The sequence below is a fragment of the Bacillus sp. LB7 genome (assembly GCF_030449715.1).
GTDB lineage: Bacteria > Bacillota > Bacilli > Bacillales > Bacillaceae > Bacillus > Bacillus paralicheniformis.
In genome coordinates this window covers 15483-29162 of record NZ_JASGCA010000023.1, presented here as the reverse complement: position 1 = coordinate 29162, position 13680 = coordinate 15483, and the positions used below count along the sequence as shown (strand labels likewise).

At 47.4% G+C, this 13680-nt stretch carries 13 protein-coding genes and 2 pseudogenes; 8 read left to right on the top strand and 7 right to left on the bottom strand.

Annotated features, from left to right (window positions below; all coding sequences use genetic code 11):
- Both QMZ64_RS20505 and QMZ64_RS20500 read left to right on the top strand, forming a co-directional pair.
- Complete coding sequence (locus QMZ64_RS20505) at positions 1-1722, top strand: pyruvate oxidase (RefSeq protein WP_265624807.1); 1722 nt, start codon at positions 1-3, stop codon at positions 1720-1722.
- Positions 1723-1872: 150 nt separating this feature from the next.
- A pseudogene (locus QMZ64_RS20500) lies at positions 1873-2466 on the top strand (lytic polysaccharide monooxygenase auxiliary activity family 9 protein); the annotation flags it as partial.
- Positions 2467-2586: 120 nt separating this feature from the next.
- Here QMZ64_RS20500 and QMZ64_RS20495 read toward each other — a convergent pair.
- From QMZ64_RS20495 to aspA, 5 genes are all read right to left on the bottom strand, one after another.
- Positions 2587-2838: a hypothetical protein gene (locus QMZ64_RS20495; protein WP_243944227.1), complete on the bottom strand. Its 252-nt coding sequence runs from the start codon at positions 2836-2838 to the stop codon at positions 2587-2589.
- 71 nt (positions 2839-2909) lie between these two features.
- A complete protein-coding gene (locus QMZ64_RS20490) occupies positions 2910-3461 on the bottom strand; it encodes a GNAT family N-acetyltransferase (RefSeq protein ID WP_265624806.1) in 552 nt (183 codons plus the stop codon).
- Positions 3462-3515: 54 nt separating this feature from the next.
- On the bottom strand, positions 3516-4796 hold the full coding sequence (locus QMZ64_RS20485; protein ID WP_265624805.1) for an Nramp family divalent metal transporter: 1281 nt from the start codon (positions 4794-4796) through the stop codon (positions 3516-3518).
- Between the two features lie 182 nt (positions 4797-4978).
- The gene (locus tag QMZ64_RS20480) at positions 4979-5239 is read right to left on the bottom strand and encodes a GlsB/YeaQ/YmgE family stress response membrane protein (protein ID WP_301441533.1); all 261 of its coding nucleotides are present in this window, start codon (positions 5237-5239) and stop codon (positions 4979-4981) included.
- A gap of 94 nt (positions 5240-5333) precedes the next feature.
- Positions 5334-6755: an aspartate ammonia-lyase gene (gene aspA / locus QMZ64_RS20475; protein ID WP_265624804.1), complete on the bottom strand. Its 1422-nt coding sequence runs from the start codon at positions 6753-6755 to the stop codon at positions 5334-5336.
- A 306-nt stretch (positions 6756-7061) separates the two neighbouring features.
- Here aspA and QMZ64_RS20470 point away from each other — a divergent pair, with 306 nt between their 5' ends.
- Entirely contained in the window at positions 7062-8246 is a 1185-nt protein-coding gene (locus QMZ64_RS20470; RefSeq protein WP_265624803.1) for a macrolide family glycosyltransferase, read from the top strand.
- 25 nt (positions 8247-8271) lie between these two features.
- On the opposite strand, the gene QMZ64_RS20465 is transcribed toward QMZ64_RS20470, so the two are convergent.
- On the bottom strand, positions 8272-8718 hold the full coding sequence (locus tag QMZ64_RS20465) for a DUF2188 domain-containing protein (RefSeq protein ID WP_265624802.1): 447 nt from the start codon (positions 8716-8718) through the stop codon (positions 8272-8274).
- A gap of 118 nt (positions 8719-8836) precedes the next feature.
- On the opposite strand from QMZ64_RS20465, the gene QMZ64_RS20460 reads away from it, so the two are divergent.
- The gene (locus QMZ64_RS20460; protein ID WP_265624801.1) at positions 8837-9658 is read left to right on the top strand and encodes an EcsC family protein; all 822 of its coding nucleotides are present in this window, start codon (positions 8837-8839) and stop codon (positions 9656-9658) included.
- A 42-nt stretch (positions 9659-9700) separates the two neighbouring features.
- On the opposite strand, the gene QMZ64_RS20455 is transcribed toward QMZ64_RS20460, so the two are convergent.
- Positions 9701-10990, bottom strand: a complete 1290-nt coding sequence (locus QMZ64_RS20455) for a Na+/H+ antiporter NhaC family protein (protein ID WP_043926730.1) — start codon at positions 10988-10990, stop codon at positions 9701-9703.
- 128 nt (positions 10991-11118) lie between these two features.
- Between QMZ64_RS20455 and QMZ64_RS23210 the strand changes: the two are divergent.
- From QMZ64_RS23210 to QMZ64_RS20440, 4 genes and pseudogenes are all read left to right on the top strand, one after another.
- Positions 11119-11448: pseudogene (locus tag QMZ64_RS23210) on the top strand (cupin domain-containing protein); the annotation flags it as partial.
- Positions 11449-11454: 6 nt separating this feature from the next.
- Entirely contained in the window at positions 11455-11835 is a 381-nt protein-coding gene (locus QMZ64_RS23205; RefSeq protein WP_322784727.1) for a YdbC family protein, read from the top strand.
- 74 nt (positions 11836-11909) lie between these two features.
- Complete coding sequence (gsiB, locus tag QMZ64_RS20445; RefSeq protein WP_106071083.1) at positions 11910-12350, top strand: glucose starvation-inducible protein GsiB; 441 nt, start codon at positions 11910-11912, stop codon at positions 12348-12350.
- A gap of 221 nt (positions 12351-12571) precedes the next feature.
- Positions 12572-13612, top strand: coding sequence for an AI-2E family transporter (locus QMZ64_RS20440; protein WP_265624799.1), 1041 nt, complete (start codon positions 12572-12574; stop codon positions 13610-13612).
- The last annotated feature ends 68 nt before the right edge of the window (positions 13613-13680 follow it).

The following is a 13680-nucleotide window of genomic DNA, read 5'->3' as shown; positions in this document are numbered from 1 at the left end:
ATGGCAAACAAAACCGCAGGAAAAGCAGCTGCAGAACTGCTGAAGGAATGGAATATTGATCATGTTTACGGCATGCCGGGCGACAGCGTCAACGAATTTATCGATGAATTGCGGCATGAAGAAAACAGCCTCCGCTTCATTCAAGTGCGCCATGAAGAAACCGCTGCTCTCGCTGCCGCAGCCGATGCGAAGCTGACAGGCAAAATCGGCGTCTGCCTTTCGATAGCGGGCCCGGGCGCCGTTCATCTTCTGAACGGCTTGTATGACGCGAAAGCTGACGGGGCGCCTGTGCTGGCGATTACAGGGCAGGTGTCTTCGAATGAAATCGGAAGAGATTACTTTCAGGAGATCGGTCTTGAACGAATGTTTGAGGATGTGGCTGTCTTTAATCAGCAGGTTCATTCGGCCGAAGCCCTGCCTGACCTTTTAAATCAGGCGATCCGTACCGCCTACAGCCAAAAAGGGGTCGCCGTACTGAGCGTATCCGATGATCTGTTTGCGGAAAAGATTAAGCGGAAGCCGGTTTATACGTCTGCGCTTTATATCGAAGGCGATCTTCAACCGAAGCAAAGCCAGCTGATGCAATGCGCACAATTGATTAATCATGCGAAAAAGCCGGTGATTTTAGCGGGAAAAGGAATGAAATCGGCAAGAGATGAGCTGCTCGAATTTGCCGATAAAGCGGCCGCCCCGATCATCGTTACGCTCCCCGGGAAAGGAGTCGTACCCGATCGGCACCCGCACATGCTCGGGAACCTCGGACACATCGGCACAAAACCCGCATATGAAGCGATGGAGGAAAGCGATCTGTTGATCATGCTGGGGACTTCTTTTCCATACCGCGATTATCTGCCGGAAGATGCGCCGGCTATTCAGCTTGATAACAACCCGGCGAAAATCGGCAAACGGTATCCTGTCACCGCCGGCCTTGTCTGCGATGCGAAAAAAGGGCTTTTGGAACTGACGAAAACCATTGAACGGAAATCGAACCGCGCATTTTTGGAAAGCTGTATACAACATATGAGGAAGTGGCGCTATGAAATTGAAAAAGACGAACAGGTGGCGACAGCACCGCTTAAGCCTCAGCAGGTGATTGCAAGGCTTGAGGACGCAGTCGCCGATGATGCGGTCCTGTCCGTTGACGTCGGAAATGTGACGGTTTGGACGGCGCGCCATTTTAATATGACCAGTCAGGATTTTCTGATTTCAAGCTGGCTTGGCACGATGGGATGCGGTCTTCCAGGCGCGATTTCGGCAAAGCTTTCCAATCCGGAGCGCCAAGCTGTAGCCGTATGCGGAGACGGCGGCTTCAGCATGTCCATGCACGATTTTCCGACTGCTGTCAAATATGACCTGCCGATTGTTGTCGTGATCTTAAATAATCAGAACTTGGGAATGATTCAATATGAACAGCAGGAAAAAGGGCATGTAAATTATGCGACGGCGCTCGAAAACGTCGATTATGCCAAGTTTGCCGAGGCCTGCGGCGGGAAGGGCTTCAGCGTGACAAAGCACGAAGAGCTCATACCGGCTTTGAAAAATGCCTTTCAATCACAAAAACCGTCGATTATCGATGTGGCAATAGCAGATGAACCGCCGCTTCCGGGAAAAATATCCTATACGCAAGCTGTAAACTACAGCAAATATATGATCAAAAAACTGGTTGAGAAAAAAGAGCTCGACTTGCCGCCGCTGAAAAAAAGTTTGAAAAGGATTTTTTAGTATGATGCCAAGGGAGATCGTCCCTTGGCTTTATCATGTTCAGGTGTTAAAATTTGATGGATAGTATTGGAATGTCCGCGTTTTTTCTTTTTGCATCAAAACCCGTCTCAACACGATAAAAAGAGAGGGGATTGAAACGTGGATTATGTTATGAAAAGTACCTTCAGTACAGCTTTCATACTAGCAGCCGGATTGCTGTTGATGTCAATCGTTCCTCAGCAAGCCTTCGCTCATGGTTTTGTCGAAAAACCGGAGAGCAGAGCGGCTCTGTGCAGTGAGGCTTACGGACTTCTCAATCTGAACTGCGGAAGCGTGATGTATGAGCCACAAAGCCTCGAAGCGAAAAAAGGGTTTCCGCATGACGGCCCGGCAGACGGACAAATAGCATCCGCGGGCGGACTGTTCGGCGGGATTCTTGATCAACAGTCGGAAAATCGCTGGTTTAAACATATTATGACCGGCGGGGAACACACCTTTACCTGGACATATACCGCCCCCCACAACACCAGCCAATGGCACTACTATATCACCAAAAAAGGCTGGGATCCTGACAAACCGCTTAAGCGTGCAGATTTCGAACGGATTGGAACCGTGCCGCATGATGGTTCCCCTGCATCTCGCCATTTATCTCACGAAATTTACATTCCAGAAGACCGCTCCGGGTATCATGTCATATTGGCCGTTTGGGATGTGGCTGATACTGAAAACGCTTTCTATCAGGTGATCGACGTTGATCTAGTGAACAAATAAAGCCCAGTTGTCTGAAAACCGGTTTGTGAATCAGCGGGTTTTGGTGCAAACAGAGAAAATAAGTGATCAAAAACCCCGGCTTTCCCAAAACATGCCGGGGTTTTTTGAGGTTCGTTATTTCTTTTTCTTCATTGCGGCAGCCATGAACGGCAGCAGGGTGCCGAACAGCATTGTACCGCCGAAGAAATTCCCGAGATAAGGCTGTCCGATCAGGTAACAGACGGCAAATACAGCCGCAGCAAGACCGATCATGATATAGCCTGGATAAAACCTTTTTTTAAAGCTTGTCCGTTGGGTCACCCGAAAAAATATCAGCCCGATGACGAGCGGGACAATCCATAAGTAAAACAGTATAAATACTCTCATGATCAAAACTCCATATTTTTTTATCTATCATAACAGATTGCAATGTGAAATGCGTGTGACAAATCCCGGACTCATTTGCTGCGGGCGAGGTATTCCTCCTTCAGGAGCCCGTATACGAAATGGTCGGCGAAGTGATCGTGGAGCCACTCGCATTGTCTGAGGCAGCCTTCTTTCGTGAAGCCGAGCCTTTCCGGAATCGCCTGGCTTTTTACGTTTTGAACAGCGGCTCTGATTTCAACTCGGTTTAAATCGTATTCGCTGAAAAGCGTGTCGATCAGCGCCCGGCAGGCATCAGTCATCATCCCTTTTCCTTGAAAAGGCTCCCCCAGCCAATAGCCGATCGAAGTCGTACGGTTGATCCAATTAATATAATGGAGCCCGATGATTCCGGCAAAATGGCCTTGATGCCATATTCCCGCCTGAAACCCGTTGTTCGCAGCGGCCTGTTTCATACTTTCTTCAATAAAAGCTTCGGTATCCTCCAGCTGCTTTGTGCCGTCCACCCAAAACAGCCATTTCCGCAACACATCTTTAGACTGCTGGATCTGCATATAAACGGCTTTGGCATCTTTGGGTTCGAGCATTTTCAAATAAAGATCATCACGCACCATTAATTTAAACATCCAGAATCCCCCTTTTCTTCAGTATAATATAAAAAAGCCGACCGAGGCCGGCTTTTAACCAGAAAATGTATCGTAAATCAAGAAAATATTAAGGGCGACGATTAAGGCGGCGATCAGCCATGAGACGGCTGTTATCCACTTCGCATTTTTCAGGCTCCCCATAATGCGTTTATTGCTCGTAAATAAGATAAGCGGGATAAGGGCAAAGGCGATGCCGAATGACAGGACGACCTGACTCAAGACAAGAGCGGTTGTCGGATTCACCCCTGAAGCAATAATGGCTATAGGCGGCAAAATCGTAATGAACCGTCTTAAATAAAGCGGAATCCTGAAATTAATGAAGCCTTGCATGATAATATCTCCTGAAAGCGTTCCGACAGACGAACTCGATAAACCGGCGATTAACAGGCCGACGCCGAACAGTACCGCGGAAAGCGGACTGACCATGCTGCTGAAGTGGCTAAAGGCCACATCAAGGTCTTCGACAAAAATGCCGTTCTTATAAAACAGTGCAGCGGCGACGATCAGCATGCTCGCATTGATTGCTCCGGCAATCAGCATGGCGATCAAAATGTCGATGAACTCAAACCGGAATATCTTTTTCTTTTCCGCTTCCGTTTTTCCGACCACTCTCCGCTGTGTGAGAGCGGAATGAAGATAGATGGCATGCGGCATCACGGTCGCTCCCAAGATTCCCGCCGCCAGCAGGATGCTGTCTGCACCATCGAAGCGGGGAACAAACATGCCCTCCAAAACCGATCCGATATCAGGTTTTGCAAAAAAGGTTTGAAAGGCAAAAGCGATCACGACGATGAACAGCATTCCTGTTATCGCTGCTTCAAGCGGCCTGACGCCGCGCCTTTGCAGTTCCAAAATCGCGAAAGATCCGGCGGCTGCAATAATCGATGCTTCAAGCATCGGTATACCGAACAGCAAGTAGAGACCGAGAGCAGCTCCGATAAATTCGGCCAAGTCGGTCGCGATCACGACAAGCTCTCCCTGAATCCACAAGCCGATGGAGACCGGTTTAGGGAATTCTTCCCGGGCGACTTCGGGCAGATTTTTACCCGTTGCAATTCCGAGCTTGGCAGACAGCGACTGAATCAGCAAAGCCATAATATTTGAAAAAAGAATCACCCATAAAAGCAAGTAGCCGTATTTCGAACCAGCCGCGATATTGGTGGCGAAATTGCCGGGATCAATATAAGCTATAGCCGCGATAAACGCCGGACCCAAAAAAGGGAGCAGCCTTTTAAAGCCTTTGCTTTTTCCGTCCAGTGCATCTTGAGCTTCTTTTGATATTTGCGAGTGTTTGGACAAATCGTGACTGACCATTTGATTCACCTAGATTCTCAGTTGTTTTTCCTTGTACACAAAAGTTTCCTTAGTGCAAATTTATATCATCATCATATGCCCGCGATGATCAATTGTCAACCATAAGATGCTATAGTATATGCGCGAACGGTTTCGCCCAAACAAAAAAACCAGCACCGCTTTCGGGCGATGCTGGCCGGATATTAGGCCTGAGAACCCATTCTTCCGCGGAAGATCAGGTTTAAAATGAAGACGAGAATTGCGGCTCCGATAATCGCCGGAAAGATGGCGAATCCCGCAATATCAGGCCCCCACGTTCCGAACAGTCCATGGCCGATCCAAGCTCCGACAAAGCCGACAACCATGGAGCCGATCCATCCGCAGGGAGCGCCGCTGCCTCCGATTGCACCTCCGATCAAACCAATGACAATCGCAACAATTAAAGAAACGAGAAATCCTAACATTGTCTTTCCACCTCTTTCAATTGATTTATATTAAATGTTTAGCCCGTCTCGGGCGTCTATAAACGCTTGAAAGCATATTGAGAAAGACGGATGGCTAATCTTCGAGAAGCGAAGCGCCTGCGATGCCAGGGTGTGTCATTTCATACGGATCGAGAATGAGATCCAATTCTTCCTCTGTCAAAACATCGTGGAGCAAACACAGCTCGCGCACGGATTGTCCTGTGGCAATCGCTTCTTTCGCAATTCGTGCGGCAGCTTCATAGCCGAGGTGCGGATTGACGGCCGTAATCGTTCCTACGCTTTTTTCGACGAATTCTTTCAGCCTGATCTCATTCGCCTCAATTCCGGTGATGCAGTAATCGGTAAAGACGCGAAATCCGTTGTTCATGATTTTAATCGACTGCAGCAAATTAAAGACGAGTACGGGCTCCATCACGTTTAACTCAAGCTGCCCCGCCTCTGATGCAAGGCAGATGGTATGATCGTTGCCGATCACTTGAAATGCGATCTGGTTCATCAGCTCAGGCATCACCGGATTTACTTTTCCGGGCATGATGGAGGAGCCGGGCTGGCGGGGCGGCAGCCGGATCTCGGCAAGTCCCGCCCTCGGGCCTGACGCCATTAAACGCAAATCGTTGGCAATTTTGGACATGTTCATCATGCCGACTTTCAAAGCAGCCGATACTTCTGTGTAGGCATCCGTATTTTGTGTGGCATCGACAAGATGGTCTGCGCCTGTCAGCTGATAGCCGCTGATATCTGACAGGTGTGCGACAACGCTTTGAATATATCTCGGATCGGCGTTTAAACCTGTGCCGACTGCGGTGGCTCCCATATTGACTTCATAGAGATGATGCTGCGACTGCTTGATCCGCTGAATATCGCGTTCGATCACCCGGGAATAGGCTTCGAATTCCTGGCCGAGCCTGATCGGAACAGCATCCTGAAGATGGGTGCGGCCCATTTTGATAACGGAATCGAACTCCGCCGCTTTTTTGCGGAAGGCATCCAGCATATGCTCCATCGTCGATATGAGCTGTCTTAAGTGATTCAATGTGGCCAGATGAATGGCTGTCGGAAACACATCATTTGTAGATTGGGCCATATTGACATGCGTGTTCGGGCTTAAATGGAAGTAATCACCTTTTTCTTTTCCTAAAAGCTCCAAACCTCTGTTTGCGATCACTTCATTTGTATTCATATTCATTGAAGTGCCGGCGCCGCCTTGAATGGGGTCGACAATAAAATGATCGTGCCAGAGCCCTTCCGCTATTTCGCCGGCCGCTTTTACAATGACTTCGCCGAGCTCTTTATATAAACGTTTAATATCCATATTGGCGAGAGCCGCCGCTTTTTTGACCATTGCCAAAGCTTTAATCAGCTCTTCATCAATCCGATAGCCTGTAATCGGAAAGTTCTCCACGGCCCTCATGGTTTGTACGCCGTAATAGGCGTCAGCCGGAACTTCCTTTTCGCCTAGAAAATCCTTTTCGATCCTGGTTGCTTTCGTATCCATGGTAAAACCTCCGTAGGTTGTTTCTTATGATGTATTGTGCCTCGATCAGCCGTGTTTTAATTTGCTTTTAAAAAAAGGAAAATCGTCTTCCGATTTGGGCTGTCAAGTAATAAAGAGCCTGTTTTCTCTAATGATATACGCTCATTTGCATGGCAAAAAAATTTAAAGGAAAGATATGCAGAAACAGACAAATGGTCATATAGTTATGTTTATGTATTATTAACTTAATTAAATTTATTTACTTCATTTGTCTTTTTGTAGTAAATTTCCTTATATAAATTTTCGTATGAGAAAGGAAGATCTGTGATGGGACATGTACTGATGATCAATTTCCCGGGGGAGGGGCACATCAATCCTTCTCTTGGCGTCACAAAGGAGCTGCAAAGACGAGGAGAAAGCATCGTATATTATGCAGTTGAGGAATACGCTGAAAAAATTAAAAAAACAGGCGCGGAAGTCCGTTTATACCCGGATTTCAGAGAGGCTTTATCACCAGGGAAGGAAAAAGAAAAGAGGGACTTTGCCGAGTTGGTTTACAATATGTCGGGTAAAGTCGATGAGATCGTTCAGCTCATCTACCGGGAAGTCAGGAGCGAGTCTTATGATTATGTAATATATGACCATCACTTTTTGGCGGGGAAAATCATTGCTGAAATGCTTGGGCTGCCGAGCGTTTCGTTATGTACGACATTTGCAATGGACGAGACGTTTGCAAAAACGTTTACCCTGCAAGGCGACCTTGAAAGCTCGCCGTATTTTGAAAAATTGAAGCAATCCCTCGGCGAATTAAGTGAGCGGTATCCCGTCAGCCTCGACAAGCCGTTTGACGTGTTCTCCTGTCCGGGGGATATTACGATTGTCTTTACCTCCAGGGAGTTTCAGCCTCATGCCGAACGATTTGGCAATGACTATTTGTTTGTCGGGCCGTCAATTACGAGCAGGCAGGACCCAGGCAGCTTTCCGTTCGCTGAGCTGGAGGGGGAAACCGTCATCGTGATCTCGATGGGCACAATCTTTAATCAGCAAAAAGAACTGTATCATATGTGTATCGAAGCGCTGAAAGACTTTGACGGCAAGGTGGTTATGGCTGTCGGGAAATCAACGGACCCCGCGGATCTCGGCACCATACCGGATCATTTTATCGTGAGGCCGTATATCCCGCAATTGGAGGTTTTGAAAAAAGCCGATGTATTTGTCACCCACGGCGGCATGAACAGTACAAATGAAGGCCTGTACTTTGATACGCCGCTCATCGTCATCCCGATGGGTGCAGACCAGTTTTTCGTCGCAGGTCAGGTGGAACGTACAGGCGCCGGGATCAAGCTGGATAAAAATGAACTTTCTCCGGCTGTTTTACAAAAAACGATTGAAGAGATGCTTAAAAACCGCTCCTATAAAGACGGCGCCGCCAATATCGGCCGCTCGCTCCGCGATGCCGGCGGCTATCAAAAAGCGGCTGATGCTGTATTGGAGTTGGCGGGGAAAAAGTAAGACGCTCCAAAAACGGAGCGCCCCGCTAATTCATCCTGATCTTCCGCTCCACACTGCCGTCTTTTTTATGGACGATGACGGCAGTGCCTTTGTTTTCGGCGATTTCTTTCGCCCGTTCGACGGCTTCTGCTTTTGTATCCTTTACTTCGCTGGCCCGCTTAGCGTCTTCGGCTTTGACTGCCCAGCCTTTTTCGTGTTTAATGACATGCTCGCACTTTTCCGCAAGCTCCGGCCTGCTGCTCGAACCGCTGTCACCGCGTTCCGTTTCATCGGCTTCCTCCGCATAAGATTTGAGTTCGCTTTTGCTTCTGTTATCCGCCCATTCCTTCGCCTGACTCGTCGCAATCGGAATCGCCCTGCTTTCGTCGTATCCTTCGTCTACCATCGCATTCGCAATTTCAATGGCTTTATTTTTTACCGGTTTGTCCAAATGTTTCAATGAAGCGGGATAGTCTTCCATTGACCATGGCATTTGATCATTCCTCCTTTTACATAAAGGTTTACCCGCCAGCTGCCGATCAAAAAACACGGATTCATAAAGTGAATCATTGTATACTATAAAAAAACACGATTGAGAGGGCGAACATTCTGTGCGCTACGATAAAACAGATTTGGAAAACGAACTGAAAAAAATTGAAAAATGGGAAAAAGAACAGCAGAAAGCGTGGTTTTGGGAAAGGATCGGCCGGCTGCCGTTCAAAGTTCTGGACAAGCTTACGCCGGCATTCATTCAAGATAAAATCGGTCTCTTGCTCGACGAAATCGGCGGCTTTATTCAAAACGGAGGCCAATATTTGACGTCCGAAAAGCATATGATCCGACAGTTTCAAAAAAAGCTGCTGGATGAAACAATCGAAACAGTCGAAGATATTCAAAGGGCTCCTTTGGAAGTGATGGATCAAATGTGTGAAAACCTCGGGAAAAACAGGGCGAATACCGCGGCTGTCCAAGGAGCGACAACCGGTGTGGGCGGCTTGTTCACGCTTGCCGTCGATATTCCCGCAATACTCGGCCTTTCATTGAAGACATTGCAGGACATCGCGGTGTCTTACGGCTACGATCCTAAAGAAAAAACGGAGCGGATGTTCATTATTAAATGCCTGCAGCTCAGCGCTGCTGATATTGTCGGGAAAAGAGCGATTATTCAGGAACTCAGCCGCTACCATCAACCATCAGGCTCCCGGGAAAATATGATTTCGCAAATTCAAGGCTGGCGGGAGGTTGTTTATACATACCGCGATTCTTTCGGATGGAAAAAGCTGTTTCAAATGGTGCCTGTCGCAGGCATCCTCTTTGGCGCAATCTCAAATCGTTCAATGGTGAACGGCGTTGCCGAAACAGGGATGATGATGTATAAAAAGCGGAGGATCATGGAAAGGCTTGCGGAGCTGGACACCGCAGAAACAGAGTGATAAAAAGGCTGCCGTCTGATAACGGCAGCCTTTCTCATGGCGTTACGCTTTTTCCGTAAAGCGGGGCAGTCTGAAGATAATCGCGCATATGCCGCAAACGCCGATCAAAATCGGATAAAAAGAATAAGGAAGAATGCTGACAGGCGATATTTTCGCGATTTGTGCAGCTGACAGCATTTGCGCGCCGTAAGGAATCAATCCTTGAACAACACAGGAAAAGATATCGAGGATGCTCGCCGATTTCCGGTTGTCGATTCCGTACCGGTCAGATAAATCTTTTGCCAGCGGCCCCGCTGTAATGATGGCAATCGTATTGTTGGCCGTCGCCAGGTTTGCCGCGCTGACAAGGCCGGCAATGCCCGCTTCCGCTCCTTTTTTTGAACGGATTCTCCGCGATACAAATTGAAGGAGAAATGCGATCCCGCCGTTTCGCTTCATCATTTCAGCCATTCCGCCAATCAGAAGCGATAAAATGATCAGTTCGGACATCCCGCCGATGCCTTCGGTGATCGCTGTTAAGTACGTATGAAGCGTCAGGCTTCCGTCGGAAATTCCGATCACCCCGGCTAACACGATCCCGCCGAAAATAACGGCCATAACATTAAACCCGAGAAGGGCGAATATCAGAACCCCGAGATACGGCAGCACCTTCACCCAGCTGTAAGTCCCGGCTTGTGCGCCGGGATGGCCTCCGGCTGAAAACACCATCAGCAGGATGACTGTCGCAACCGCGGCTGGCAGAACGATCAGGAAATTCGTTTTAAACTTGTCCGACATTTTCGTCTTTTGTGTGCGGACAGCGGCAATGGTCGTATCGGAAATAAATGATAAGTTATCACCGAACATCGCGCCCCCTACAACCGCAGCAACCGAATAGGCCGCAGGAACGCCGATCTCAGCGCTGATCCCCGCAGCGATCGGAGCGAGCGCAGCAATCGTTCCGGTTGACGTGCCCATCGACACAGAGATAAACGCAGCGATGATAAATAAACCGGCAACCATAAACTGCCCCGGTACAAACGAAAGCGCGAGATTAACGGTTGATTCGACGGCTCCCATCGCCTTTGCGGCAGATGAAAACGCGCCGGCCAAAATAAAGATCATCACCATGATCATAATATCGGGGTGTCCGGCGCCTTTCGCAAACCACTCCGTCTTTTGGCTGAGCTTCTCCTTGCGATTCATCGCCAGTGAGACAACCGATGCCGCAAGCGCCGCGGCCACGATTGGCAGGCTGTAAAAGTCGCCTGTGATCAAGCCTGATCCAACGAATAAACAAACAAATAAAAACAGCGGCAAAAGCCCTGAAGCTTTTCCGTTTTGATTTTGCATGATGTACACCTCTTCTATAGGTTCAAACCGTTTTTTCACCAATATCCAACACTTTAAAAGGCGCACGCTCAAAAGTCAAATGGTAAAATAAGTTCGGGAGAAAATCAAATCAAAAGTGGGGGAAGCTGATGGATCGCAAAACGAATCTTCTTGAATTGACAAAGAAAGTCACAGAAAAGCACGCCAATTTTTCCGTTTCGGAAGTGAACGACCATTGTATGCGAATTGCTGTTTTGGAGGGCGAATACGTATGGCATTTCCATCCCGGCTCAGATGAGCTGTTTATTGTTTTGGAAGGAGAGCTGTTGATCGATTTTCAGGACCGTCCTACAGAAGTTCTGAAAGCGAACGATTCCCTGCTGATTCCGAAAGGTGTCATTCACCGGACGCGCGCTCATGTAAGATCGGTTAACCTTTGTATAGAAAAAACGAATGCGGAAACCGTCGCTTTCGCGGAAGGGAATGTGCTGAAGCTGATACGGTGCAAATCAGCCGAACAGCAACTTCAAGCGTTCAGCGAGGCGCAGGCCAAATGGGCCCCGCTGCAATACGTCAGCGGATTCATCAGGCAGTGGGGCGGATGGGTGGAAACAGAAGACGGGCCGGAAGCCGTTGTCCTCGTGCTTTGGAAATCGAAGCGAGATTATTTGAACTTTATGGCGGAACATCATGATGCAATATATGAAAGAACAAATCAGAAAGGCACGTTCGAATCCATCAACATTGCGCTGTTTGAAGAGCCTGCCGAGATATCTAAGACGCTGCAGAACAATGCGCCGGCTCCGGTACCGGAATGGGCGATAAAGGGCAGCGGACAATCGCATGATTCCCGGACTCTTTCGTGAATGTGCTATTAGTGTTTACTCTTTTTGAAATGTGGAATGTAAAAACCATAACACTTCAAAAGGAGGAATCGAAAATGGCAAACAATAATGACAACAACAAAATGAGCAGGGAAGAAGCAGGCAGAAAAGGCGGAGAAAAAACAAGCCAAAACCATGATAAAGAATTCTACCAAGAGATCGGTCAAAAAGGCGGAGAAGCGACAAGCCAAAATCATGACAAAGAGTTCTACCAGGAAATCGGCGAAAAAGGCGGGGAAGCCACAAGCCGTAATCATGACAAAGAATTCTACCAGGAAATCGGCGAAAAAGGCGGAGAAGCCACAAGCCGTAATCATGACAAAGAATTCTACCAGGAAATCGGTGAAAAGGGCGGAGAAGCCACAAGCAAAAACCATGACAAAGAATTCTACAAGGAGATCGGTCAAAAAGGCGGAGAAGCGACAAGCCGTAACCATGACAAGGAATTCTATCAAGAAAACGGTGAAAAAGGCGGACGCCAAAGAAGAAGCGGTTAATGAGCGGTGAAGAGAGGGGCTGAACATCAGCCCCTCTCTTTTTATGGAAGATGCTACCGCTGCCGCGCGAACGTCCATATTAAAATATTATTAATTATTGATCTTCTGAAGAGATTTCCGGTCTGTTTTGTTATATAATTTACAGATGATGCATCAAATTGTAATTATAAAAGTTTGAATGCTAAAAGTTAAGGACTAAAGTACTGGTGGGAGTGTACCGAATGGCAGCGTTGTTTAAATTTTTTCAGCATCCTGGGGTCAGGCGTTTTTCAGTTTTTGTTGTATTGGCGGGAGTTTTATATCTGTTCCGCAGCATGATGAATCTCATATTGCTCACATTTATCTTTACGTTTTTGATGAACCGTCTGGAAAATGTGATTCGCGGTTTTTTAAACCGCTTTATTAAAGTCAGCCAGAGACTGATTATTTCCTGTTTGTATGCGGCTCTTGCCATCGCGCTTTCGATCGGCGGTGTGGTCTATTACCCCGTGATCGTCACCCAGATTCAGCAGCTGATCAAACAAGGAAAGTATATCGCTTCTCACCCTGACAGCATTCCTTTTCTCGATATGATCACCGGTATGTTCGGCGATATCAATTTGACATCCTATTTGGAAAAAGGTCTTAACTTTATCTATACATATATCACGGATATTAGCGCGTTTGGCCTGCAGGTGGTTATGTCATTGGTTCTCAGCATGTTCTTATTGATCGAAAAAGACAAGGTCTTGAGCTTAATGGATAAATTTAAGACGAGCAAAATAGCTATTTTCTACGAGGAAATTGCTTACTTTGGGAAAAAATTCACGAGAACGTTCGGAAAGGTGCTTGAGGCTCAGTTTATTATCGCCACCATCAATTGCGCACTGACGACTATTGCCCTCGCGATTATGGGTTTTCCTCAGCTTTTCGGCCTTGCCGTTATGGTGTTTTTCCTCGGGCTGGTTCCGGTCGCAGGCGTTGTGCTCTCTCTTATTCCGTTAAGTATTATCGCCTACAGCATCGGCGGAATCGCTTATATCGTATCACTGGTATTGGTCATCATGATCGTCCATGCGATAGAGGCCTATTTCCTCAATCCGAAATTGATGTCCGCCAAGACGGAACTGCCGATTTTCTTCACGTTTATCGTGCTGATTTTTTCTGAACATTTTATTGGGATTTGGGGTTTAATTATCGGTATTCCAATATTTGTTTTCCTGCTTGATATACTTGATGTTACAAATCAGGAGAAAAACCGAACAGCTGGCACCCGAAAATAGCATATATTTGTAAATCGGAAAATTTGGTTTACATATTTCGAATTTTCAGGTATAACTGTTATATAACG

Coding starts and splice junctions, on each gene's coding strand:
- aspA (WP_265624804.1), bottom strand. CDS start 6,755: ATGGATACGAAAGCAACCAGGATCGAAAAGGATTTTCTAGGCGAAAAG.
- QMZ64_RS20455 (WP_043926730.1), bottom strand. CDS start 10,990: ATGCAAAATCAAAACGGAAAAGCTTCAGGGCTTTTGCCGCTGTTTTTA.
- QMZ64_RS20440 (WP_265624799.1), top strand. CDS start 12,572: ATGGCAGCGTTGTTTAAATTTTTTCAGCATCCTGGGGTCAGGCGTTTT.
- QMZ64_RS20505 (WP_265624807.1), top strand. CDS start 1: ATGGCAAACAAAACCGCAGGAAAAGCAGCTGCAGAACTGCTGAAGGAA.
- QMZ64_RS20485 (WP_265624805.1), bottom strand. CDS start 4,796: ATGGTCAGTCACGATTTGTCCAAACACTCGCAAATATCAAAAGAAGCT.
- QMZ64_RS20470 (WP_265624803.1), top strand. CDS start 7,062: ATGGGACATGTACTGATGATCAATTTCCCGGGGGAGGGGCACATCAAT.
- gsiB (WP_106071083.1), top strand. CDS start 11,910: ATGGCAAACAATAATGACAACAACAAAATGAGCAGGGAAGAAGCAGGC.
- QMZ64_RS20480 (WP_301441533.1), bottom strand. CDS start 5,239: ATGTTAGGATTTCTCGTTTCTTTAATTGTTGCGATTGTCATTGGTTTG.
- QMZ64_RS20465 (WP_265624802.1), bottom strand. CDS start 8,718: ATGCCATGGTCAATGGAAGACTATCCCGCTTCATTGAAACATTTGGAC.
- QMZ64_RS20490 (WP_265624806.1), bottom strand. CDS start 3,461: ATGTTTAAATTAATGGTGCGTGATGATCTTTATTTGAAAATGCTCGAA.
- QMZ64_RS20495 (WP_243944227.1), bottom strand. CDS start 2,838: ATGAGAGTATTTATACTGTTTTACTTATGGATTGTCCCGCTCGTCATC.